This window comes from Sphingosinicella sp., from assembly GCF_013911755.1.
GTDB lineage: Bacteria > Pseudomonadota > Alphaproteobacteria > Sphingomonadales > Sphingomonadaceae > Sphingosinicella.
The window spans coordinates 39,264-62,091 of record NZ_JACESP010000010.1; the positions used below are offsets into that span (position 1 = coordinate 39,264).

The 22,828-nt window shown below is 66.3% G+C and carries 20 protein-coding genes and 1 tRNA gene; 10 read left to right on the plus strand and 11 right to left on the minus strand.

Going from position 1 to position 22,828, the window contains the following annotated elements; genetic code table 11:
• Positions 1-168 precede the first annotated feature (168 nt).
• Entirely contained in the window at positions 169-2,850 is a 2,682-nt protein-coding gene (gene acnA / locus H2052_RS08780; protein ID WP_293780325.1) for an aconitate hydratase AcnA, read from the plus strand.
• A 30-nt stretch (positions 2,851-2,880) separates the two neighbouring features.
• On the opposite strand, the gene H2052_RS08785 is transcribed toward acnA, so the two are convergent.
• From H2052_RS08785 to rpmI, 7 genes are all read right to left on the minus strand, one after another.
• On the minus strand, positions 2,881-3,549 hold the full coding sequence (locus tag H2052_RS08785) for a haloacid dehalogenase-like hydrolase (RefSeq protein ID WP_293780328.1): 669 nt from the start codon (positions 3,547-3,549) through the stop codon (positions 2,881-2,883).
• Positions 3,546-4,847: a cystathionine gamma-synthase family protein gene (locus H2052_RS08790; protein ID WP_293780331.1), complete on the minus strand. Its 1,302-nt coding sequence runs from the start codon at positions 4,845-4,847 to the stop codon at positions 3,546-3,548. Before H2052_RS08790 ends, H2052_RS08785 begins: the two co-directional genes overlap by 4 nt.
• Before the next feature lie 315 nt (positions 4,848-5,162).
• On the minus strand, positions 5,163-7,472 hold the full coding sequence (locus H2052_RS08795; RefSeq protein ID WP_293780334.1) for an EAL domain-containing protein: 2,310 nt from the start codon (positions 7,470-7,472) through the stop codon (positions 5,163-5,165).
• Between the two features lie 116 nt (positions 7,473-7,588).
• Positions 7,589-9,961 carry a phenylalanine--tRNA ligase subunit beta gene (gene pheT, locus H2052_RS08800; protein ID WP_293780337.1) on the minus strand — a complete coding sequence of 791 codons (2,373 nt, stop codon included), beginning with the start codon at positions 9,959-9,961 and terminating at the stop codon, positions 7,589-7,591.
• Entirely contained in the window at positions 9,958-11,040 is a 1,083-nt protein-coding gene (gene pheS / locus H2052_RS08805) for a phenylalanine--tRNA ligase subunit alpha (RefSeq protein ID WP_293780340.1), read from the minus strand. Before pheS ends, pheT begins: the two co-directional genes overlap by 4 nt.
• Positions 11,041-11,125: 85 nt before the next feature.
• On the minus strand, positions 11,126-11,491 hold the full coding sequence (gene rplT, locus H2052_RS08810) for a 50S ribosomal protein L20 (RefSeq protein ID WP_293780343.1): 366 nt from the start codon (positions 11,489-11,491) through the stop codon (positions 11,126-11,128).
• An 11-nt stretch (positions 11,492-11,502) separates the two neighbouring features.
• Entirely contained in the window at positions 11,503-11,709 is a 207-nt protein-coding gene (gene rpmI, locus H2052_RS08815) for a 50S ribosomal protein L35 (protein ID WP_121050721.1), read from the minus strand.
• Positions 11,710-11,879: 170 nt separating this feature from the next.
• Between rpmI and H2052_RS08820 the strand changes: the two genes are divergently transcribed.
• Both H2052_RS08820 and H2052_RS08825 read left to right on the plus strand, forming a co-directional pair.
• The gene (locus H2052_RS08820) at positions 11,880-12,056 is read left to right on the plus strand and encodes a hypothetical protein (RefSeq protein ID WP_293780352.1); all 177 of its coding nucleotides are present in this window, start codon (positions 11,880-11,882) and stop codon (positions 12,054-12,056) included.
• 50 nt (positions 12,057-12,106) lie between these two features.
• Positions 12,107-12,730, plus strand: a complete 624-nt coding sequence (locus H2052_RS08825) for a LysE family translocator (RefSeq protein ID WP_293780355.1) — start codon at positions 12,107-12,109, stop codon at positions 12,728-12,730.
• Between the two features lie 2 nt (positions 12,731-12,732).
• Here H2052_RS08825 and H2052_RS08830 read toward each other — a convergent pair whose 3' ends face one another.
• Positions 12,733-13,290 (minus strand): methylated-DNA--[protein]-cysteine S-methyltransferase, encoded by a 558-nt coding sequence (locus H2052_RS08830; RefSeq protein ID WP_293780358.1) that lies wholly within the window; start codon positions 13,288-13,290, stop codon positions 12,733-12,735.
• A 131-nt stretch (positions 13,291-13,421) separates the two neighbouring features.
• Between H2052_RS08830 and H2052_RS08835 the strand changes: the two genes are divergently transcribed.
• Positions 13,422-15,365: an AsmA family protein gene (locus tag H2052_RS08835; protein WP_293780361.1), complete on the plus strand. Its 1,944-nt coding sequence runs from the start codon at positions 13,422-13,424 to the stop codon at positions 15,363-15,365.
• Here the strand turns inward: H2052_RS08835 and hisN are convergent.
• The gene (gene hisN / locus H2052_RS08840) at positions 15,362-16,132 is read right to left on the minus strand and encodes a histidinol-phosphatase (protein WP_293780364.1); all 771 of its coding nucleotides are present in this window, start codon (positions 16,130-16,132) and stop codon (positions 15,362-15,364) included. The two genes, H2052_RS08835 and hisN, sit on opposite strands and share 4 nt — an antisense overlap.
• A gap of 63 nt (positions 16,133-16,195) precedes the next feature.
• Here hisN and H2052_RS08845 point away from each other — a divergent pair, with 63 nt between their 5' ends.
• Positions 16,196-16,804, plus strand: a complete 609-nt coding sequence (locus H2052_RS08845) for a glutathione S-transferase N-terminal domain-containing protein (RefSeq protein WP_293780367.1) — start codon at positions 16,196-16,198, stop codon at positions 16,802-16,804.
• A 182-nt stretch (positions 16,805-16,986) separates the two neighbouring features.
• On the opposite strand, the gene H2052_RS08850 is transcribed toward H2052_RS08845, so the two are convergent.
• A tRNA-Pro gene (locus H2052_RS08850) sits at positions 16,987-17,063 on the minus strand.
• 85 nt (positions 17,064-17,148) lie between these two features.
• Complete coding sequence (locus H2052_RS08855; RefSeq protein WP_293780370.1) at positions 17,149-18,453, minus strand: FAD-dependent oxidoreductase; 1,305 nt, start codon at positions 18,451-18,453, stop codon at positions 17,149-17,151.
• Between the two features lie 85 nt (positions 18,454-18,538).
• Between H2052_RS08855 and H2052_RS08860 the strand changes: the two genes are divergently transcribed.
• From H2052_RS08860 to H2052_RS08880, 5 genes are all read left to right on the plus strand, one after another.
• Complete coding sequence (locus tag H2052_RS08860; protein ID WP_293780373.1) at positions 18,539-19,195, plus strand: DUF969 domain-containing protein; 657 nt, start codon at positions 18,539-18,541, stop codon at positions 19,193-19,195.
• On the plus strand, positions 19,192-20,145 hold the full coding sequence (locus H2052_RS08865) for a DUF979 domain-containing protein (protein ID WP_293780375.1): 954 nt from the start codon (positions 19,192-19,194) through the stop codon (positions 20,143-20,145). The genes H2052_RS08860 and H2052_RS08865 overlap by 4 nt, the downstream gene beginning before the upstream one ends.
• The gene (locus H2052_RS08870) at positions 20,142-21,110 is read left to right on the plus strand and encodes a DUF2891 domain-containing protein (RefSeq protein ID WP_293780378.1); all 969 of its coding nucleotides are present in this window, start codon (positions 20,142-20,144) and stop codon (positions 21,108-21,110) included. The genes H2052_RS08865 and H2052_RS08870 overlap by 4 nt, the downstream gene beginning before the upstream one ends.
• Complete coding sequence (locus H2052_RS08875) at positions 21,107-21,979, plus strand: peptidylprolyl isomerase (RefSeq protein ID WP_293780381.1); 873 nt, start codon at positions 21,107-21,109, stop codon at positions 21,977-21,979. Before H2052_RS08870 ends, H2052_RS08875 begins: the two co-directional genes overlap by 4 nt.
• 142 nt (positions 21,980-22,121) lie before the next feature.
• On the plus strand, positions 22,122-22,826 hold the full coding sequence (locus H2052_RS08880) for a Crp/Fnr family transcriptional regulator (RefSeq protein WP_293780384.1): 705 nt from the start codon (positions 22,122-22,124) through the stop codon (positions 22,824-22,826).
• Positions 22,827-22,828 lie beyond the last annotated feature (2 nt).

Sequence of the window (22,828 nt, forward strand, 5' to 3'; positions counted from 1 at the left end):
GAGCTATCGCCGTTCGGTCCAGTCAACATTTTGACAAGCCCCTCTGCGACTTTCGTCCCCTTCCCAACCCCGCTCCCCTTCGTTAAAGCAGCCCCGACTCCGGCGGTTGCTGCGCTGCAATAGGCGCGTACGGCCGGGCCTGAATGGCAAGACAAGGGGATCGTGAAGATGACCGCCACCGGACGCGACAGCCTGAACACCCGCCGCACGCTGAATGTCGGCGGCCGCGAATTCGCATATTATTCGATCCCCGCCGCCGCCGAGCGCTTCGGCGATTTCTCGGCGCTGCCCTTCTCCATGAAGGTGCTGCTGGAAAACATGCTGCGCTTCGAAGATGGCGACACCGTCACCGAAGGCGACGTTGAAGCCTTCCGCTCCTTCCTCAACGCCAACCTCGGCGAGCGCGAGATCCAGTATCGCCCCGCGCGCGTGCTGATGCAGGATTTCACCGGCGTTCCCGCCGTCGTCGATCTCGCCGCGATGCGCGATGCGATGGCGAAGCTCGGCGCGGACGCGGAAAAGATCAATCCGCTCGTCCCCGTCGATCTCGTCATCGATCACTCGGTGATGGTGGACGAGTTCGGCACGCCCAAGGCCTTCGGCCAGAACGTCGCGCTTGAGTACGAACGCAACATGGAACGCTACAAGTTCCTGAAGTGGGGCGCGCAGGCGTTCCGCAACTTCCGCGTCGTGCCGCCGGGAACGGGCATCTGCCACCAGGTGAACCTTGAATATCTGGCGCAGGCGGTGTGGACCTCCGAAGACGCGAGCGGCGCCACGGTGGCCTATCCCGATACGCTCGTCGGCACCGACTCGCACACCACGATGGTGAACGGCCTCGGCGTCCTCGGCTGGGGCGTCGGCGGCATCGAGGCGGAAGCCGCGATGCTCGGCCAGCCCGTCTCCATGCTCATCCCCGAAGTCGTCGGCTTCAAGCTCACCGGCCGCATGGCCGAAGGCATCACCGCCACCGATCTCGTGCTCACCGTCACGCAGATGCTGCGCAAGAAGGGCGTCGTCGGCCGCTTCGTCGAATTCTACGGCCCCGGCCTCGATGCGCTCAGCCTCGCCGACCGCGCCACCATCGCCAACATGGCGCCCGAATACGGCGCCACCTGCGGCTTCTTCCCGATCGACGCCGAAACCATCCGCTACATGCGCTTCACCGGCCGTGAAGACTGGCGCTGCGAAATGGTGGAAGCCTATGCGAAGGCGCAGGGCATGTGGCGCGATGCGTCGACGCCGGACCCTGTGTTCACCGACACGCTCGGCCTCGATCTTTCCGAAGTGCGCCCCAGCCTCGCCGGCCCGCGCCGCCCGCAGGACCGCGTGCTCCTCGAAGATCTCGCCGCCGGTTTCGAAGCCGAGCTTACGGGCAGCTTCAAGGTGGCGGACCCGAAGAAGCGCGTTTCGGTTGATGGCGCGAACCACGATATCGGCCACGGCGACGTCGTCATCGCCGCGATCACCAGCTGCACCAACACCTCGAACCCGGACGTGCTCGTCGCCGCCGGTCTCGTGGCGCGGAAGGCGCGCGCGAAGGGCCTCGATCGCAAGCCCTGGGTGAAGACAAGCCTCGCGCCCGGCTCGCAGGTCGTCACCGATTATCTCGAAAAGGCCGGGCTGCAGGCCGATCTCGACGCCATCGGCTTCGATCTCGTCGGCTATGGCTGCACCACCTGCATCGGCAACTCGGGGCCGCTCCCCGCGCCGATTTCAAAGGCCGTGAACGAGGGCGACATCGTCGCCGCGTCCGTCCTTTCGGGCAACCGCAACTTCGAAGGCCGCGTCTCGCAGGATGTGCGCGCCAACTATCTCGCCTCGCCGCCGCTCGTCGTCGCCTATGCGCTCGCGGGCACGGTGCGGAAGAACCTCGCGGTCGAGCCGATCGGCACGGGGTCGGACGGCGCGCCGGTGTTCCTGAAGGACATCTGGCCGACCAATCAGGAGGTGCGCGCCACCGTCGAGTCCTCGCTCGATGCGGACATGTTCAAGGCCCGCTACGCGCACGTCTTCAAGGGCGATGCGCAGTGGCAGGCGATCGATGTGACGGGCGGGCGCACCTACAGCTTCTCGTCGGTCTCGACCTACGTGCAGAACCCGCCGTACTTCGAAGGCCTCACGATGACGCCGAAGCCGCTTGTCGATATCGTGAACGCGCGCGCGCTCGCCGTGTTCGGCGACTCGATCACCACCGATCACATCTCGCCCGCGGGTTCGATCAAGGCCGATTCCCCGGCCGGCACCTACCTCACCGAGCATCAGGTGAGCCGCGCCGACTTCAACTCCTACGGCTCGCGCCGCGGCAACCACGAAGTCATGATGCGCGGCACGTTCGCGAACATCCGCATCCGCAACAAGATGCTCCCCGGCGTCGAGGGCGGTGTCACCCGCCACGTCCCCTCGGGCGAACAGCTTGCGATCTATGATGCGGCGATGCGCTACAAGGCCGAAGGCACGCCGCTCGTCGTTCTCGCGGGCAAGGAATACGGCACCGGCTCCTCGCGCGACTGGGCCGCGAAGGGCACCACGCTGCTGGGCGTGCGCTGTGTCATCGCGGAAAGCTACGAGCGTATTCACCGCTCGAACCTCGTCGGCATGGGCGTGCTGCCGCTCCAGTTCCAGGGCAGCGACAGCGCCGAAACGCTCGGCCTCACCGGCGACGAGCTGTTCAGCATCGATGGCGTTGCGGACCTCAAGCCGCGTCAGGAGGTCACGGTGAACTTCACGCGTGCCGACGGCACCACGGGTTCGTTCGTCGCGCGCTGCCGCATCGATACGAACAACGAGCTGGAATATTTCCGCAGCGGCGGCATCCTGCACTACGTGCTGCGCAACCTCGCCGCCTGAAGATACGAGAGGGCGGGTTTCAGGCCCGCCCTACTCCCATTCGATCACCTGCCAGCCGCGCACCTCCGCAAGCGCGCGCAGTTTCGGGGTGGGGTTGATCGCAAAGCCTTCGTCCGCCCATTCGAACATCGGCGCGTCGCTGTGGTGGTCTGAAAAGAAGCGCACGTGCAGCGTCTCGCGCGGCGGCAGCGCAGCCGTCACCATGTCGCGCTTCGCGCCGTCGTAGCAGTTTTCGCCGTCCAGCCTCGCCAGCACCGCGCCCGAAGCGTCGCGGCGGGATTTGGTGCCGACCACGTGCTCGACGCCCAGCCGCGCCGCGATGTCGTGCACATAAAACGCATAGGATGCCGTCGCGATCACCACGGTGCGGCCTTCCGCCTTCTCCGCGTCGATCCGCGCCTGCGCGCCCCGGAACGTGCGCCCCGGCACCATCCAGCGCGCGAAGCCCTCGGCGCGCGGCGCGATCCGGTCCATCGGCACGCACCGGCCCATCAGCAGCCGGTGGTTGATCTCTTTGAGCCGCCCCCGGCTGACGAAACCCGCGACGTAGGCCCCGCCCGCCAGCAGCGACACCGGCAGGAACAGCAGCCGCCACGGCGCCTCGTGCCACGCCCAGTAGATCAGCCAGGGCGAATAGGAACCGCCCCGCGTGATCGTCCTGTCCATGTCGAAAACGGAATACTGTATTAGGTTACTCAAACAGCCTCCAGCGCTTGCCTGAAGTCCGCGACTAGATCGTCTACATGCTCAACCCCGATCGACACCCGAACCAGATTGTCACTAATCCCCAGCTCCGCCTTCCGCGCGTCAGGCACCGACAGATGCGTCATCGCCGCCGGATGACTCGCCAAGCTCTCCGTCCCGCCGAGCGAGACAGCCAGCTTCACCAGCGTCAGATTGTCGAGCAACCGAAACGCCTCCGCCTCCCCGCCCTTCACGATCACCGAGAAGGTCGAACCCGACCCCGTACAGTGCCGGTCGTATATGTCCCGCTGCGCACTCCCCGGCTCGAGGAACCCGAGATACCCAACCCGCTCGATCTTCGGATGATCGCGCAAGAAGGCGCAAAGCGTCCGCGCATTCGCCTCCGCCCGCTCCATCCGAAGCTGCACCGTCTCAAGGCTGCGCAGCAGCATCCACGACGTGTGCGGATCCGTGATCGTCCCGATGGTATTGCGCAGCGCTAGGATCGGCGCGAGCGCGGCCTTAGTCCCGATGCACGCCCCGCCCACCAGATCGGAATGCCCGCCAACATACTTGGTGAGCGAGTAGAGCGAGATATCCGCGCCGTGCCGCGTCGGCGCCTGAAAGACGGGGCCGAGAAACGTGTTGTCACACATGATGATCGGCGTCTCGCCCTCCGCGAACACCGCATCCCGTGCGGCAGCAACCGCCTCGATATCGACGAGATCGTTCGTGGGGTTCGCTGGACTTTCGAGATAGATCACCGAGACGCGCCCCTTCGCCTTCGCAGCGCGGAGCGTCTCCTCAATCGCCTCGCGGCTAGCCGACGCTCGAAAATCCATCCAGCCGACCGAGAACTTGCCGATCACGGCATCGATCAGCTTTTCAGTCGCGGCATAGAGCGGCGCGGAGTGGACGATAATGTCGCCCGGCCGCACATAGGCCATTAGCGCCGTGGTAATGGCCGACATGCCGGTCGAGAAAACGAGCGCATCTTCCGCGCCTTCCCACAGCGCGAGCCGGTCCTCCAGGATCTCCTGATCGGGACCATTGAACCGGCCGTAGACCAGGCCCTCCGCACCACCGGGACGCCGCCCGATGATACCTTCGAAGAACCGCTTGCCGTCCGCTGCGCTTTCGAAAACGTAGGTGGAGGTCAGAAAGATCGGCGGCTTCAGCGCACCCTCAGACAGCGTCGGGTCGTAGCCGTAACCCATCATGAGCGTAGAGGGGTGGAGCCGGCGCCCGCCAAGCTCCAGCGACTGCGGCTTCATCGCACGGCGGCGAGCCGGCGGCGGTTCTGCGTCTGTCATGTCCACAACCTATCCCTCTACCAGCGTGTCTGCAACGCATACGCCCTCAGACAGAACCAGGCGGATCATCGGTAATAAAAAAGCCCCCGAGTCGGGGGCTTTTTCGTGTTGAGAGCGGCAGCAATGCCGCTCCGTGGCCACAGCGCCTAGAGGTAGCTGCCGCCGAACAGCCAGTCCCAGAAACCCTTCGCGGGCTGAGTCGGCTTACGAGTTGCATTCGTACGCATTTTTGTTCCCCGGCATCACAGTGATGGCAACCTGCCATGCCGGTATTTATGCTTAACGAATACGGTTTACAAGCATTAACCGCTAAGATTAACCACTCGCCTTAACCTTGGCGGGATAGTCGATCATCTCCTTGAGGTCGGCATCCTCCATCGGCCTGGCGATGTGGTAGCCCTGACCGCGATCGCAGTGAATCTGCGCGAGCGCAAACAGCTGCTCGGGCGTTTCGATCCCTTCCGCGACGACCTCCAGCCCCAGGATATGCGCAAGCTCGACGGTCGACACCATCACTGCACGATCGGCCGGACCGTTCAGAAGTGCGTTGGTGAAACGGCGATCGATCTTGAGTTCGGTCGCCGGAATCTTGCGCAGATACTCCAGCGTCGACATGCCCGTGCCGTAATCATCGATGGCGATGCCGATGCCAAGCGCACGAAGCTCGTTGAGTGTTGCGAGCGCAGCTTCCCCCTCAGCGATTGCAGCCGTCTCCGTAATTTCGAGGACGAGAGCATCCGCAGGGATCTGATAGCGTGCGAGCATGGACCGAACGACATCCACGATCATGCGGGACGAGAGTTCGCTCGGCGACAGGTTGACCGACATCCGGAACGCCGGATTGCGGCGCAAAACATCGCGCGTCACGGCACCGGCACGATCGAGCACGAAGGCTGTGACCTTGCCGATTCGGCCATTGCGCTCGGCAACCTCCACGAAATCCATCGGGCTGATGGGGCCCCGCACCGGATGTGTCCAGCGCACCAGCGCTTCTGCGCCGGTGATCATCGCCGTTCGGAGATCGAGCTGCGGCTGATAGGCAACCCAGATGTGGCCCGCTTCGAGCGCATCATCGAGTTCACCGAGCAGCGACAACTTCCATTCCTTGGCCTTCGCCGTCGCCGGGTCGTGCACCATCCAGCAGACGCCTTCCTCGCTGGCCGCGTGCGCGGCGGCAAGGGCACTGGCGAGGCGGTGCGACATCGGCAGCGCGGTTTCGCGGTCGATCCCGAAGGCAACATCCACATCATAGCTGCGCTCGGCGACTTTGATGGGGCTGCGGAAGATGAGTTGCATCGCCTTGAACTGGTCCACGACCAGTTCAAGTTCCGAAGCGTTGGTGAGCCAAACGAAATTGCCGTCGTCGCCATGCCAGAGCTGCGCCCCGGTCGTACCGATCGACAGGCGCGCAGCGATGAGCTTGGTAAGTTCGTGTTCGAAATCGGGGGGCAGCGTGCTGACGATGTCCGCAAAGCGGCGCACGCGCGCGGCGACCAAAAGCTCCGACGAGACGAGATCCTCGCGGCGTAGCATCGCGTTGACGGTGGGGAGACCCGAAACGGGATGCACGAGACCAAGCTCTCGCCGACGTTCGAGCACCTGCCGCCACGCGAAGGCGACGAGCGAGCCGCCGGCCAGCAACAGCGCGGGCGCCACTTCGACGAACACGTGCGCGTGTTCGAGGACCAGTGGCAGCATGAGAAGCGCGGCGAGGCCCGGCACGCCGAGCATCCATTTGAACCGATTGCTGCCGTAAAGCAGCACTGCGGACACAGCGGCAGCCAGGAGCCACAGCGGCCACCAGCCGAGAACCGTCGGCCGGCCGACCTTCAACGTTTCCGCGCCGAGAACCGTGACGAAAACGCTCGTGGCGTGCCCCTGCCCCGGCACCGCGAGGCGTGTCGAAAGCGTTTTCGAATTGAGCCCCACCACGACCGTACGGCCTTTGATGTCGAGTTCCGACTGCCCGGCGAGAACATCGGCCGCACTCGCATAGGGGATCGATGCCAGTGTGTAGGAATAGTCGACCGGAAACCGCTCGCCCAGCGGCCCATCCACGCCAGCGATCGCCGTCTCCATCGACCTGCGCACCCGGTCTCCGATCACCTGCCGATAGGCAAGATCGGGTATGCCGTTCCAGTAGCGCAGGAATTTCATCGTCGAGACCACCTCGGCGGTGTCGCCAAGGCTCGACGGCTCAAGGACTCGCGTCTTTCCATCGGCGCTGTAATCGTTCGTGCTGGCCAGGAACACGGCGCCCGGATGCCGGTCTATGACCTTCGCAAACGCGCGGTCTCCCTCCGGATCGAGCGGCGGCAGATAAAGATCGAAGAACACCCGGTCGGCACCGGACGCAAAGAGCCGATCGGTCAGCGCGGCAAGGCGCGCACGGTTCCACGGCCAGGGGCCCTTCGCCGCGATCGACTCGTCATCAATGCCGACAACGACCACCTCCCCGCTCACCGGCTGGGCGCGGATCTTGTTGCGCAGCGTCAGAAGCGCAAGGTCCGCCGGTTCCATGAAAGCCGCAATCCCCATGAGGCCCGACACGAGCATCAGCCACAGCAAAGGCTTGCGCTTTTGCGCAAGCGCCGTGATCGGCTCGAGGGCGCGCGACAGGGACATGTCGGCATGGTTACCGACTGAACCTTAAGAAAAGCTACCAGATGCCCTGCGAGGACGGCAAAAAAGCGCGCAAATCCGGCCTCCACCGTGGGCCGGTACCCGCGAAACGGATACGCCTATTCGCGAAGCTCGGCACCAGCCGCGCGCGCCGACGCGACGATCTTACCGGCAATCGCGGAGAGTTCCTCTTCGGTGAAGCTGCGCTCGTCGGGCTGCAGCGTTACGCGCACGGCGAGCGAGCGTTTTCCCGGTTCGATGCCTGCGCCTTCGAACAGGTCGAACAGACGAACCGCCACGATGCGCTTCGGCTCGGCCTTTTGCACCGCGCGCAGCAGCGCGTCCGCCGCAAGCGCTTTGTCGGCAACGAATGCGAAATCGCGCGTCACCGCCTGCAGCGCAGGCGGCGCGAACACGGGCCGGCTGCGCTTGCCGCGCGGTGCAGGGATGGCGTCGAGGAAGATCTCTGCGACGGCGACGCGGCCTTGAAGATCGAAGGCACGGGCAAGGCGCGGGTGAAGCTCACCGAACTCGGCAAGGATCGTTTTGGGGCCAAGACCGAGCTTCGCTGAGCGGCCCGGATGATACCATGCGCTCGCACCCGTGAAGGCCTGGGCACGTTCCACGGGCGCACCGGCGGCGGCGAGCAGCGCCAGCACCTCGGCCTTGGCGTCGAAGACGTCAAAGCCCTTCGCCGCACCTTCACGCCAGTCCTTCTCCTGCTTCGCGCCTGCCAGCACGATGCCAAGTGTGAGCCGCTCGCCTTCGCCGAGATAGCGGCGGCCAAGTTCGAACAGACGGATCGCGGCCGCGCCGCGATCGCTGTTGCGCTGTGCGGCGGCGATGAGGCCGGGGAGCAGCGAGGGCCGCATGACCGCGAGGTCGGCCGAGATCGGGTTTTCCAGCATGAATACGCCGCCGCCGAAGCGCTCGGCCTCCTGCGGCGCAATGAAGCTCCACGTCACGGCCTCGTCGAGACCACGCGCGGCGGCGGCACGGCGGAAGGTACGCTCGGTAAGCTGGGCGGGCGTTGCCGTGGGCTTCGCGACGCCCTCGGCGCGCGGCAGCGGTGTTGAGGGAATCGCGTCGAAGCCGGAGATGCGGACGACCTCCTCGACGATGTCGGCGGCGCCGTCCACATCGCGGCGCCACGACGGGGCGGTGACGCGCCAAGTGTCCCCGGTCTCGACCGCGAAGCCGAGGGCGGCGAGGATTTCTGCCTGCTTCGCCGGATCGACCGCGACGCCGGTCAGGCGCTCGGTGAGGTCCGGCGTGTAGTCCACCTTGGGAGCGACCTCGGGCGGCTGGCCCGCGCGGAGTTCGCGGCTGGGATCACCGCCGCACAGGTCGAGGACCATGCGGGTGGCGAGCTGGAGCCCGCCTTCTAGGAAGGCCGGGTCGACACCGCGTTCGAAGCGGGCGCGGGCATCCGAGGTGAGGCCGAGGGCGCGGCCGGTCTGGCCGATGCGCGCCGGTTCGAAGTAGGCGCACTCGATGAGGATATCGGTCGTCTCGGTCTCGACACCCGAATGCTCGCCGCCCATGATGCCCGCGATGTCGTGAACCTCACGGTCGTCGGCGATCACGGTCATTTCGGGATCGAGCGCGTAGGTCTTGCCGTTGAGTGCAACCACGCTCTCGCCTTCAGCCGCGCGGCGGGCGACGATGGCGCCGGAGAGCTTCGCAAGATCGTAGACGTGCAAGGGCCGGCCGCGATCGAAGGTGATGAAGTTGGTGATGTCGACGAGCGCCGAGATCGGACGCAGGCCGATCGCGGTGAGGCGGCGCTGCAGCCAGTCGGGGGACGGGCCGTTCTTCACGCCGCGCACGACTCGGCCGAAGAAGGCAGGGCAGCCTTCGGGATCGTCGGTGCGGATTTCGATCGGGCAATCGTAGCCACCTTCGATGGCTTCGACCGTGCCCGGCTTCAGCGTGCCGAGGCCGAGCGCGGCGAGGTCGCGCGCAATGCCGCGCACGCCCATGCAATCCTGCCGGTTCGGCGTGACGGCGACCTCGATAACGGGATCATCGAGGCCGAGCACTTGCGCAAAGGGCGTGCCGACTGCGGGCGCGCCGGGAAGGTCGATGATGCCGGTGTGTGCGTCCGAAAGCTCAAGCTCGCGCTCCGAACACATCATGCCGTGCGATTCGACGCCGCGGATGGCAGCGACCTTCAAGGTCACGTCGATGCCGGGAACGTGCGTACCGGGCGCCGCGAACACGCCGTAGAGGCCCGCGCGCGCATTGGGCGCGCCGCAGACGACCTGCAGGGGCTCGCCCGCGCCGGTATCCACCTTCAGGACCTGGAGCTTGTCGGCCTGCGGATGCGGCGCGGCTTCCAGCACCTTCGCGACGCGGAACGGCGCGAGGCGATCCGCGGGGTTATCGACGCCTTCAACCTCGAGCCCGACGCGGGTGAGGCCAAGCACGATCTCGTCTAGCGTGGCGGCGGTGTCGAGGTGGTCCTTCAGCCACGAAAGCGTGAACTTCATGCGCCGACTCCTCCCGAAAGCGTGGGTACGGCGAGGGGCGAGAAGCCGTAGTGCTTCAGCCAGCGCACATCGCCGTCGAAGAAGGCGCGAAGGTCGGTCATGCCGTATTTGAGCATCGCCAGACGGTCGATCCCCGCCCCGAAAGCGAAGCCCTGCCATTCGGCGGGATCGAGCCCGCACGCCGCGATGACGCGCGGATGCACCATGCCGGAACCGAGGATTTCGAGCCACGAGGCCTCACCGCCGATCTTGAGCGTGCCGCCTTCCCAAGAGCAGCCGACATCGACCTCAGCCGAGGGTTCGGTGAACGGGAAGTAGCTGGGGCGGAAGCGCAGCGTCACGTCATCGACCTCGAAGAAGGCCTTGATGAATGTTTCCAGCGTCCACTTGAGGTGCCCCATGTGGATGTTCCGGTCGATTACCAGCCCCTCGAGCTGGTGGAACATCGGCGTGTGCGTGGCGTCCGAATCCGAACGGTAGACACGGCCCGGCGCGATGATGCGGATCGGCGGCTGCTCGCTCATCATCGTGCGGATCTGCACGGGCGATGTGTGCGTGCGCAGCAGGAAGCGGCGGCCTTCCTTCGCGAGCTGTTCGGGGAAGTAGAACGTATCGTGCATCGCGCGCGCCGGGTGCGATTCCGGGATATTGAGCGCGGTGAAATTGTGCCAGTCGTCCTCGATCTCCGGGCCGGTCGCGACCGCGAAGCCGAGATCGGCGAAGATTTCGGCAAGTTCGTCCATCACTTGGCTGACCGGATGCACGGTGCCAAACCGGGCGGGCTCGACGGGAAGCGTGACGTCCACCGCCTCGGCGGCGAGCTTGGCATCGAGTTCGACAGCCTCAAGCTCCGCTTTCCGCGCGGAAAGCGCGTCCGAAACCGCCTCGCGCAGCACGTTCAGCGCCGCGCCCGCGACTTTCCGGGCTTCCGGGTCCATGCCGCCCAGCGCCTTCAGCTTCTGCGTGATCGCCCCCGATTTGCCGAGTGCCGCGACGCGCAGCGCCTCGACGGCGGCGGCATCGGGTGCGGCGGCGATTTTAGCGAGCCACTCGCCCTGCTCGGCGGAAAGGTCGGACATCATTGAACCCCGGTTTTCAAAAGAAAAAGGCGCGGCCGCTGCCGTAAGCAGCGCCGCGCCTTACCATTGCTTTGGTTCGCGTTTGTTACGCGGCCTTCGCGAGCGCAGCTTCTGCCTGCTTGACGATGACCTTAAACGCGTCGCCCTCGTGGACGGCGAGATCGGCGAGCACTTTGCGGTCCAGCTCGACGCCGGCCAGCTTCAGGCCGTGCATGAACCGGCCATAGGTGAGGCCTTCTTCGCGGACAGCGGCGTTGATGCGCTGAATCCAGAGTGCGCGGAAATTCCGCTTCTTCACCTTCCGGTCGCGATAAGCGTACTGGCCGGCCTTTTCGACCGCCTGACGCGCGATGCGGATGGTGTTCTTCCGGCGGCCGAAATAGCCCTTGGCTGCCTTCAGGATCTTCTTGTGCTTGGCGTGCGTGGTGACGCCGCGTTTGACACGTGCCATGCGTTATCCTCCTATTTCAGGCCGTAAGGCGCCCACTGCTTCAAGACCTTCTTGGTCTCGCAGTCGGCCAGCACGTCGGTGCCGCGGTTTTGGCGGATATACTTGGAATTATGGCTGATGAGCCGGTGGCGCTTTCCGGCGACACCATGCTTGAGCTTGCCAGTCGCGGTGATCTTCAACCGCTTCTTGACGCCGCTCTTCGTCTTGAGCTTGGGCATTTCCGTCTCCTTGAAACGCTATAAGACCGCCTCGGCAGCCCACACTGGCCGGGCGGTCACGTTTTCGAAGCGCGCGCTATAGCGGGGACACGCGAGAAGGGCAAGAGCAGCCTGCGTGTTCGGCAAAGGCATGACAGGATCGAAACCTGCTTGCAGAAAGGCGTGTCCGAATGACCTCGGCAACGACTCAACACCACGAAGACACGATGAACGATCATCAGAAGACCACGGCCCGAACCTGCCTTGCCGCCGGGTGCGCGGGCTACATCGTATCCTTCTCCGGCCGCCGCGCGCTTTACATCGGACGCACAGCCGAAATCCACGTCGAGCCATTTCCCGGCCAATAGGCCGCAACGGAACGATTCCCGTGGATCGTCAATCGCGCTAGATGCGCGGCATGACCATCATGCAATCCCTGATCGCCTTCACCGCCGCCGCGACCGTGCTGACACTGACGCCCGGCGTCGATACGGCGATGGTGCTGCGGAGTGCCACCACCGGTCCACGCAGCGCGGCGTTCGCAGCGCTCGGCATCGGGCTTGGCTGCCTGATCTGGGGCGGCGCCGTCTCGCTCGGCCTCGGCGCACTGCTTGCGGCCTCGGAAACCGCCTTCATGATCGTAAAATGGGCCGGCGCGGCGTATCTTCTTTATCTCGGCGTCGGCCTGCTCCTGAAACCGCGCAGCGCGCTTGCCGTGGGCAGTGCCTCGACCGACGGCAGCGCGGGCGAGGCCTTCACGCGGGGGCTCGTCACGAATCTTCTCAACCCGAAGATCGGCGTTTTCTACATCACCTTCCTGCCGCAGTTCATCCCGACCGGGGTCGATCCCGCGGGGTATTCGTTCCTTCTTGCAGGCGTGCATGTCGTGCTCGGCACCTTGTGGTTCGCCGTGCTGATCGCCGCGACCGTGCCGCTCGGCCGGTTCCTTGCGCGGCCGCGCGTTGTAAAGACGATGGACCGGCTGACCGGCGGCGTCTTCATCGCGTTCGGGCTGAAACTGGCGCTTTCACGGCAGGGCTGAGCCTATCCGAATAGCCCTGGCTGCACGGCTGCCACCGCCGCGCCTTCGTGCGCGAGCAGCCAGCGTTTGCGTTCGATGCCGCCGCCGAAGCCGGTGAGCGAGCCGTCCGCACCGATCACGCGGTGGCAGGGCACGATGATCGCCACGGGGTTCGCGCCGTTCGCCGCGCCGACCGCCCGAACGGCGGCCGGACGTCCGATGGCGGCGGCCTGCTCCGCATAGGTACGGGTTTCGCCTGGCGGGATACGCCTGAGCGCCGCCCAGGCCTCCTTCTGGAACGCCGTGCCGCCCGGATCGACCTCGACGCCTGCCGCCGCCGCGAAATCGCCCGCGAAGTAGGCCGCGAGCGCACGGGACACGACCGCGGGCGCCGCTTCCTGCATTTCGAGCACCACATCCGCGCCCTGATAGCGGGCGAGCAACGTTTGAAAACGATCGTCCTTGTCGGCCCATTCGAGCGCACGCACGCGGCCGTCCGCGCCCCAGACGCAGAGCATGTCGCCGGTCGGCGTGCCGATTGCCGCGGCGGCAAGAGTGTGCCTAGGGGAACGCGAGATCATCGCCGCACGTTAGCCCCCTCATGCAGACGTCGTCCATCCGCACAAGGGGTCGGACCTGGGGCCGATCCGGCCGCGACACATGGGACCGGTTTCCCGGTCCGGTGAAACTCGCCCTGAAAGTTGTAGCGTGGGTGATCGGCATTCTGTTCCTGCTATGGCTGGTCTTGTTCATCACCAAGGGGCGCTTCCTCGAACGCCCCTTCGAGCGGATCGCAACCGGCATCGTCGGGCGCGAGGTGCGCGTGGGCGGCGATTTCCAGCTTTATTCGAACCCGCACATCAAATTCCGCGCCGAAAGACTGGTTATCGACAATCCGGACTGGACCGAAGGCGAGCGCTTTGTCGATTCGAAGCTGATCGACCTGCGGATCGACATCCTGCGGCTGATCTTTGGCAAGATGCTGTTCCGGCAAGCCACGCTGGAAGATACGCATTTCGCGCTGGAATGGGACAAGGCGGGCGCGCGCAACAGCTGGACCTTCGGCGAAACACGCGGCGAGCCCTTCCGGCTTCCCGAAATCCGACGCGCGGCCATCACCGGCGCGACGCTCGCCTATCGTGACCCGCCGCGGCGGCTGATCGCCGATCTCGCCTTTGCGCCAATCGCGGCGCGCTCGAGCCGGTTCGGGGAGGCGATCGGCTTCAAGGGCGGCGGCACCTCGATGGGCGAGGCGTTCCGCGTGACGGGCCGCCTCGAGAGCCCGGACGCCACGGCGGGAGGCGGGCGCAACGATCTGACGGCGCGGATCGACGTGGGCGACAGCCGCATCGACGTCGCGGGAATGCTGCCGGGCGCGACGGAACTGGACGGCGCAGTGCTGAACCTCCGCGCCCAGGGCAGCAATCTTGCAACGCCCTTCCTGCTGCTCGGCGTCGCCGTGCCCGAAACGCGACGCTTCGATCTGGGCGGCGAGCTGCGGCCCGTGGGCAACGAATGGCGCATGACCAAGATCGCAGGAACGTTCGGCGAGAGCGACCTTTCCGGCAGCATGACCGTGCGGACCGGCGGCAAACGACTGTTCATCGCGGCAGACCTCGCGAGCCGCGCGCTCGACATTCTGGATGCGGGCCCCTGGATCGGCATACCGCCCGAACGGTTGGAGAGCATGGGCGGCAAGGGCGCGATCACCACTGAGGGCGGGCGGCCCCGCGTGCTGCCGAACGCGCCGCTGAACGCCGAAGGGCTGAGCCGGTTCGACGCACGCATCGCGTACCGCGCCGCGAACGTCCGCACGGGCACCATCCCGCTGCAAAACCTTCGCCTCTCGCTCGGGCTCGATAACCGGCTGTTGACGCTGAAACCGGTGCAGTTCGATTTCGCGGGCGGCACGCTGACCGGGAATATCAACCTCAACGCCCGCCGGTCGCCGGTGGTGACGCGCTATGACATCAGCCTGACCCCCGTCCGCATCGCCGAGCTGCTGCGCGGCTTCGATGTCGAAAGCACCGGAACGAATGGTGTTCTGAAAGGCCGGCTGGATCTAACCGGATACGGCAACGACGTGCGCGAATCGCTGGGATCGGCGAGCGGACGCATCGCGGTGGTCCTGCCGCAGGGCGATTTCTGGATTCGCAATGCGGAGCTTCTCGAACTCGACATTGGCGACTTCGTGGAAGCCGCGCTCGGCGACAAGCTGAAGGAACCTGCGCGCATCCGCTGCGGGCTCATTGCCTTCACGGTGAAAGACGGAGTGGGACGCGCCGATCCCATCTTCATCGATACGCGCAAGAATGTGATCCGCGGCGGCGGGCACATCAGCTTCAAGGACGAAAGCCTCAACCTCGCGGTGGAGGCCGATGCCAAGAACCCCAGCCTATTTTCCGGCCAGTCGCCGATCAGCGTCGGCGGTTGGTTCGCGGCGCCGACAGTAAACCCGATCTCGGGCGAACTGGCGAGCCGCGCGGCGGTAGGCGGCATCTTGGGGGCGCTGATCTCACCGCTCGCCGCGCTTGTCGCGTTCATTGACCTCGGCGACGAGGACGACACGGACTGCGCGCCAGTGCTGGCTGGGGCGAGCGGCGCGGCGGTGCGGGCGGCAGACAAGGCTGCCGAGAAGACAAAGTCGGACAGCTAACCCAGAAGGCGCCGCGACACTTCGGGAAGCAGCGATGGGTCGCCCAGCGCGATGACGCTGCCGTTGCTGTTTCGGTCGAGGGGACGGCCTTCCCAGTCCGTCATCGAGCCACCCGCACCGATCACGATGGGGGCGAGCGCGGCGAAATCGTGGAGCTTGAGGTTCGCCTCGACGACGACGTCGATGTGGCCCGCCGCGACAAGGCCGTAGTTGTAGCAATCCCCACCGTAGACGAGTTGTCCGGCTGCCGCAGCGAGCGCCTCGAAGCGCGCACGCTCAGCCGCGTGGAAATACTGCGGACCGGTGGAGGCGATGAGCGCCATCGACAGCGCGGGACAGCGACGCGTGGTGACGGGCGTGCCGTTCAGCGTGGTCGCCTCGCCCTCCGCGCCCATCCAGCGATCTCGCCCGATCGGCTGATCGATGATGCCGAGCACAGGGCGGCCCTCTTCGAGAAGCGCGACAAGCGTACCGAAGATCGGGCGCCCGGCGATGAAGCTGCGCGTACCGTCGATGGGATCGAGTACCCAGACACGCGACGCGCCGGGATTCGAAGCACCGAACTCCTCACCGACAATGCCGTCGCCGGGGCGCTCGGCTTCGATGAGCGCGCGCATCGCGGTTTCCGCCGCGCGGTCCGCCACCGTGACGGGCGAGGCGTCGCCCTTCGTCTCGACCTCGACGCGGGCGCGGAACCACGGGCGGATCGCTTCGCCCGCCGCATCGGCAAGCCGGCGCGCGAACGCGAGGTCGTCGGCGCGGCTCATGGTTCGACTTTCCTTGCCGGCACCGCGCGGCTAGCGTGCGCGAAATTGTTCAGGGAATCATGCATGAAGCTCTATATGTCCTACACCTCGCCCTATGCGCGCAAGGTGCGCGTGTTCGTCCGCGAACTCGACCTTGAGGATGCGGTCGACGAGGTGCCGGTCAATCCGCTCGACGACCCCGACGATCTCGTCTCCGTGAACCCTGTTTCCAAGATCCCCGCGCTCATCACCGACGACGGTACGTCGGTGCACGACAGCCGCGTCATCCTCGCCTACCTCGCGAGCCTGAGAGACGCGGGCGACCTCTATCCCGCCCCCGGCGACCCGAAGCGTTGGGCAGCAATGACGCTCGCCGCGCATATCGATGCGATCCTCGACGCCGCCGTTGCGTGGCGCATGGAAACGCAGCGCCAGCCGGGCGAGCGCTCCATCTTCTGGCAGGGCCGCTGGCGCGGCAAGATCGAGCGCGCGCTCGACGCGCTCCCTGCGATGCTAGACGCCGCGCCCGCCTATCGCCGCTACGCCGAGATGCTCTCCGTGATCGCACTCGAATATATCGACTTCCGCCATCCCGTACTCGATTGGAAGCGCACGCGGCCCGAGCTCACGAAGCTCCACGATGACTGGGCCTCGCGCTCTTCGATGGTGGAAACGCAGTTTCCAGCGGCTTGATGGTGCATATCGTTTCGGTGCCGGGAATGCTTGGCCTGCTCGGACTCGGCCTCGCCGGCATCGGAGCGCTACGCCGCCGTCGCTGACCCTCGGCAAGCGAACGAAAATCGGGGCGGCCCCTTCCGGGGGTCGCCCTTTTTCGTCTGGCTGCAATCCGTTATTTTCGGAAACCATACTGCGCGTGGTCGGGGAGAGAGGATTCGAACCTCCGGCCCCTGCCTCCCGAAGACAGTGCTCTACCAGGCTGAGCTACTCCCCGACGCGCAAGCGATGACCGCTGTGGGCGGAAGCCCTCGGGACAGCGGACGGCGGCTTATAGCGGCGAGGTTTGCACCCCGCAAGCCTCAGCTTCGTGCCGCCGATATCATCTCGTCGACTGCCACGAATTTCTCGCGCGGGGCGCCGCCGCGCGCCCGCGCCACCTCGGCGGCGTCGATCTTCTGCCAATCCCGGAATGTGACGATGTCGATGCCCTTTTCGGCCGCGAGCGCATCGAGACCAGCGCGGCCCATCTTGTCCGAGGCCGTTACCTCCGCCGCGATCAGGTCGGCGATGGCGTAGCCGTCGGGCCGGTTCGTGCCGATCGTGCCGGTGGGGCCGCGCCGCGCCCAGCCGACGCAGTAAAGGCCGGGCGATATGCGGCCTTCGTCGTTCACGAAGCGGCCGCCGCGCTCGTCGTAGGGCACGCCCGAGATCGGAAGCGTGCGGTAGCCGATGCAGCTGACCACCATGCCGCAGGGGATGTCGATCATCTCTCCGGTGCCTTCGGCGCGGCCTTCGACGAGGCGGGTGCGTTCGAGGCGGAGCGCTTCCACCCTGCCCTCGCCCAGCGCCTCGACCGGGCGGAGGAAGTAGTCGAAGTAGACGCGGACGGGCTTGTTCGGGTCGGGGGCGGTGGCGGCGAAGGCGCGCAGGGTGGTGACTACTTTGCGGAGACCCGGCTCGAGCGCTTCGTCTTCCTCGACGGGCGGGAACACCGCCGGATCGACGACCGGAGAGGCGCGAGCAAGCTCGCCCATCTCACCGACCTCCTTGGGCGTGAAGCTCACCTGATGCGGGCCGCGGCGGCCGATGATGCGGATCCGCTCCACCTGCGATGTGCCGAGCGCATCGACGGCGTGCTGGACGATGTCGGCGCCTTCGAATTCCTCCGGCAGCTTCGCAAGGATGCGGGCGCAGTCGATCGCGACATTGCCGTTGCCGATGACGACGACCGTCTCGCTTTCGAGCGGCGGCGCCAGATCGACGAAATCGGGGTGCCCGTTGTACCAGCCGACGAACGCGGCGGAGCCGAGCACGCCCGGCAGATCCTCGCCCGGGATGCCGAGCGGGCGATCGGTCGGCGCACCGGTCGCCAGCACCACGGCGTCGTAGAGCCCGAGGAGTTCGGCGACGGAGATGCCGCCGTCGCCCACCGGCACGTTGCCGACGAAGCGGACATTGTCCGACAGCGCCGTCTTCTCGTAGCGACGCGACACCGCCTTGATCGACTGGTGATCGGGCGCGACGCCCGCGCGGATCAGTCCGAAGGGCGTGGGCAGCCGGTCGATGATGTCGATACGCACATCGCCGCTGTTGAGCTTCTGGGCGGCTTCCGCTGTATAGTAACCTGCCGGACCCGAACCGACGATCGCGAGATGAAGCGTCATTAAACTCTTCCCCACAGGTCGTTTTTTCCGATGCTAGACTCGCGAGGCGCGATGTAAAGACGCTTTGAGTGGGGGGTCTCGTGTCGTGCTCGTGCTGTCTGGAATCGCCATCATCGTGCTCGGCTTCATGGCCCGGCTCAATCCCCTGCTCGTCGTCGCGATCGCGGCGCTCGCGACGGGCATCGCCGCCGGTCTCGACCCGGTCGCGGTGGTTTCCGCGTTCGGCAAGGCGTTCAACGACAATCGCTATGTAAGCGTGGTGTGGATCGTGCTGCCGGTGATCGGGCTGCTTGAGCGCTACGGATTGCAGCAGCGCGCGCGGACGCTGATCGCGGGCCTGAAGGGCGCGACCGTGGGCCGCCTGCTGATCATCTATCTGATCGTCCGCCAGATCGCCGCCGCGCTCGGGCTGACCTCGATCGCCGGACACGCGCAGACCGTGCGGCCGCTCGTCGCGCCGATGGCGGAGGCGGCGGCGGAAGTGCAGGGCGGGGGCGATGCGGAGACTCGCGAGGAGGTGAAGGCGATGGCGGCGGCGACCGACAACGTCGGGCTGTTTTTCGGCGAGGACATCTTCATCGCGATCGCTTCGATCCTGCTCATCAAGGGCACGTTCGAAACCTACGGTATCATCCTCGCGCCGCTCGAACTCTCGGTCTGGGCGATCCCGACCGCGATCGCGGCGCTCCTCATCCACGGGGCGCGGCTGATCCTGCTCGACCGGCGGCTGGGCGCACGATGATCGGGCTTCCCGCGCTCTACACGTTCGCCGGACTTATATTCGCAGCCTTCGCGCTCGGCAGCCTGCGCGACCGCAGCAATGCCAAGCGGCTGGGGAATGCTGCATTCTGGGGCCTGCTGTCGCTCAGCTTCCTCGCAGGCGATCAACTCGGCGATCTCGGCAACGGCGTGCTGGTGCTCGGCCTCGTCGCGCTCGCGGGCGCAGGCGCGCTCGGCAGCGGTTCGGCGAAGTCGACGAGTCCGGAAGAACGGACGGCGCTTTCGGCAAAGCTCGGCAACCGGCTGTTCCTTCCAGCGCTCGTCATTCCGGTTGCGGCGCTCGTCGGCACCGCGGCGTTCAAGGCGATCAGCGTGGGCGGCGAACCGCTCTTTGACCCGAAGCAGGTGACGCTGCTGTCGCTCGGCATCGGGGTCGTGCTCGCGCTTGCCGTCTCCATGCTCTGGCTGAAGCCGCCGCTGCGCGCGCCGCTTGAGGAAGGGCGGCGCCTGATCGATTCGGTGGGCTGGGCGGCGGTACTGCCGCAGATGCTTGCGGCGCTCGGCGCGGTGTTCGCGCTGGCGGGCGTCGGCGAGGTGGTGGGCGAGATCGCGGGCGCGCTGATCCCAGATGGCAGCCGGTTTGCAGCGGTCGCGGTGTATGCGTTCGGCATGGCCGGCTTCACGATGATCATGGGAAACGCCTTTGCCGCCTTCCCCGTCATGGCGGCGGCGATCGGCGTGCCGGTGCTGATCCACGGCATGGGCGGCAACCCCGCGGTGATCGGCGCGGTTGGGATGCTCGCGGGCTTCTGCGGCACGCTGATGACGCCGATGGCGGCGAACTTCAACATCGTGCCCGCCGCGCTTCTGGAACTCAAGAATAGGAACGGCGTGATCCGCGCACAGATCGCGACGGCGCTGCCGCTGCTCGCCGTGAACCTCGTCATCATCTATATCTTCGCGTTCCGATGAGTCTTGACCCTCCTCTCGCCGCCCGCTTCGCGCGCATCGCGCTTGGCCACGTGGGGCAGGAATATCCGAACAAGATGGACCATGTGCTCGACGGCCCCGCCGACGCGCTGGGGCCGCGCGCGCTGCATCCGATCTTCTACGGCAGCTACGACTGGCATAGCTGCGTGCATAGCTGGTGGCTGCTGCTGACGATCCGGCGACTTTTTCCCGATCTGCCCGAGAGCCGGGAGATCGCCGCGCGGGCGGACGCGGCGCTGGCAGCGGCGAACGTCGCGGGTGAGATCGCGTATCTGGAGCGGCCCTCGTCGGCGGGCTTCGAACGGCCGTACGGCTGGGCATGGCTGTTCGCACTGCACGGCGAGGCCGCGCGCCATGCGGACAAGCGCTGGGGCGCGGCGCTGGCGCCGCTCGCCGAGGTGTTCGCGTCGCGTTTCAAGAGCTATTTCCCGAAGCAGCTCTACCCGATCCGCAGCGGCACGCACGCGAACACGGCATTTGCCTTCATTCTTGCGCTGGAGTGGGCGGACACGCACGACGCGGCGATGGCGGCACTGATCCGTGAGCGGGCGGGAACCTATTTCGGGACGGATCGCGATTGCCCGGCGTGGGAGCCGGGCGGCGACGAATTCCTCTCTTCGACGATGGTCGAAGCGATGTGCATGAAACGCGCGCTCCCCGGCGACGCGTTTGAACGCTGGCTCGCGGCTTTCCTGCCGCGCCTTGGCATGGGCGAACCGGCGACGCTGCTTCGCCCCGCCGCCGTGCTCGACCGCAGCGACGGAAAGCTCGTCCACCTCGACGGCTTCAACTTCACACGCGCGTGGGGCTGGCGCGAACTCGGCGATGCCGACGCGGCGGCGCGGCACCTCGCCGCGAGCCTGCCGCACATTGAGGAGGACTACATGGGCTCCCACTGGCTGTGCAGTTTCGCGCTGCTCGCCCTGCATCCGGAAGGACGGACATGAAGGCTTTTATCCCTCTCGCCTGCCTGCTCGCAGGCTTTGCGCCGCTCTCGTCGCAGGGGGTGATCGACGCCTCTCGGCAGGAGGAATGGCGGCAACTTGTCCCGGAGAACACGCTCTACATGGACGTGGGCGGGAGCACGGTGGTGTTCGAGCTGGCGCCAGAGCTGGCGCCGAACACCGTCCGCAATATCCGGACGCTGGTGCGCGAGGGTTTCTTCGACGGGCTCAGCATCAACCGCGCGCAGGACAATTACGTGGTTCAGTGGGGCGACCCGGACGCGGAAGACCCCGCTAAGCAGCGCAAGCAGGGCATCCCCGCGACGCTTGCCCCCGAATTCGGCATCCCGGCGGCGGGCACAGCCTTCACGGCGATTCCCGGCCCGGACGGCTTCGGCGAGCCCGGATTCGTGAACGGCTTCGCGGCGACGCGCAAGGACGGCGCGGTCTGGGCGACGCACTGCTACGCCGCGCTCGGCGTCGGGCGCGCGGAGGCTGCGGATAGCGGCAACGGCAGCGAGCTTTATGTCGTGATCGGCCACGCGCCGCGTCACCTCGACCGCAACGTCACGATCGTCGGCCGCGCGATTTCGGGCGTCGAGGCGCTTTCCAGCCTGAAGCGCGGCAGCGGAGCGCTCGGCTTTTACGAAACGGCGGCCGAGCGCGTACCCATCACGCGCATCCGATTGGGCAGCGACGTGCCCGCAGGCGAGCGCCTCGACATCGAGATCATGCGCACCGACAGCGCTTCGTTCGCGCGCTATGTGGACACCCGCGCGCACCGCACGCGCGACGGCTGGTTCGTGCACGAGCCGGGATTCATCGACCTCTGCAATGTGCGCGTACCGCAGCGCGCGCGTGTCCGGCCCTGAACGCCTGGCCGCAAATAGCTTGTCCGTTCGGTCAATCGGTCGCAGGTGAGCCGCAAGTATGGCAGTATAATTCAAAATAATGCTAAAGACGTGAGCAGAAGCGGACATTGACCGGAATCAAGTCCGGCACATGGAGCGGTGGTTGACCAAAGTTTGCGAAGATTGCGTTGTTCGCGACCGGTCGCTGTGCGGCACGCTCGATGACGCCGCGCTGACGGAAATGTCGCGCCTGGGGCGCAGGCGCAAGCTTGCCGCGGGCGAGTCGCTGCAGTTCGAGGGCGATGACAACATCCTGTGCGCGAACGTGCTGGGCGGTGTGCTGAAGCTCAGCTCGCTCACCCCTTCGGGCGACGCGCAGACCGTCGGGCTGCTTTACCCTGCCGACTTCATCGGGCGACCCTACGCCGACACGGTGGACCACGACATCACCGCGCTGACCGAAGCCGAGGTGTGCATCTTCGCGCGCGCGCCGTTCGAGCGCATGATGGCGGAGAACATGCAGCTTGAACGTCAGCTGCTCGAACGCACGCTGAGCGAGCTTGAACGCAGCCGCCGCTGGCTGCTGTTCCTGGGCCGCAAGAGCGCGAGCGCGCGGCTCGCGGGGCTGCTCATCGATATCGACCGGCGCATGGCGCAAACGGGCTGCGGCGCCGACCTCGGCGTCGGCCAGTTGATCCAGCTTCCGCTGACCCGCACCGAAATGGCGGACGTGCTCGGCCTTACCATCGAGACGGTGAGCCGCGAACTCGGCAAGCTGAAGGACGCGGGTGTGATCGCCACCGAAGGCCGCCGCGGCCTCCGCATCCTGAAACCGGCCGCGCTCAAGACCATCATGGACAGCGAATAGGC

Coding starts and splice junctions, on each gene's coding strand:
- acnA (WP_293780325.1), top strand. CDS start 169: ATGACCGCCACCGGACGCGACAGCCTGAACACCCGCCGCACGCTGAAT.
- H2052_RS08790 (WP_293780331.1), bottom strand. CDS start 4,847: ATGACAGACGCAGAACCGCCGCCGGCTCGCCGCCGTGCGATGAAGCCG.
- H2052_RS08795 (WP_293780334.1), bottom strand. CDS start 7,472: ATGTCCCTGTCGCGCGCCCTCGAGCCGATCACGGCGCTTGCGCAAAAG.
- pheT (WP_293780337.1), bottom strand. CDS start 9,961: ATGAAGTTCACGCTTTCGTGGCTGAAGGACCACCTCGACACCGCCGCC.
- pheS (WP_293780340.1), bottom strand. CDS start 11,040: ATGTCCGACCTTTCCGCCGAGCAGGGCGAGTGGCTCGCTAAAATCGCC.
- rplT (WP_293780343.1), bottom strand. CDS start 11,491: ATGGCACGTGTCAAACGCGGCGTCACCACGCACGCCAAGCACAAGAAG.
- rpmI (WP_121050721.1), bottom strand. CDS start 11,709: ATGCCCAAGCTCAAGACGAAGAGCGGCGTCAAGAAGCGGTTGAAGATC.
- H2052_RS08820 (WP_293780352.1), top strand. CDS start 11,880: ATGACCTCGGCAACGACTCAACACCACGAAGACACGATGAACGATCAT.
- H2052_RS08825 (WP_293780355.1), top strand. CDS start 12,107: ATGACCATCATGCAATCCCTGATCGCCTTCACCGCCGCCGCGACCGTG.
- H2052_RS08830 (WP_293780358.1), bottom strand. CDS start 13,290: ATGATCTCGCGTTCCCCTAGGCACACTCTTGCCGCCGCGGCAATCGGC.
- hisN (WP_293780364.1), bottom strand. CDS start 16,132: ATGAGCCGCGCCGACGACCTCGCGTTCGCGCGCCGGCTTGCCGATGCG.
- H2052_RS08845 (WP_293780367.1), top strand. CDS start 16,196: ATGAAGCTCTATATGTCCTACACCTCGCCCTATGCGCGCAAGGTGCGC.
- H2052_RS08855 (WP_293780370.1), bottom strand. CDS start 18,453: ATGACGCTTCATCTCGCGATCGTCGGTTCGGGTCCGGCAGGTTACTAT.
- H2052_RS08865 (WP_293780375.1), top strand. CDS start 19,192: ATGATCGGGCTTCCCGCGCTCTACACGTTCGCCGGACTTATATTCGCA.
- H2052_RS08870 (WP_293780378.1), top strand. CDS start 20,142: ATGAGTCTTGACCCTCCTCTCGCCGCCCGCTTCGCGCGCATCGCGCTT.
- H2052_RS08875 (WP_293780381.1), top strand. CDS start 21,107: ATGAAGGCTTTTATCCCTCTCGCCTGCCTGCTCGCAGGCTTTGCGCCG.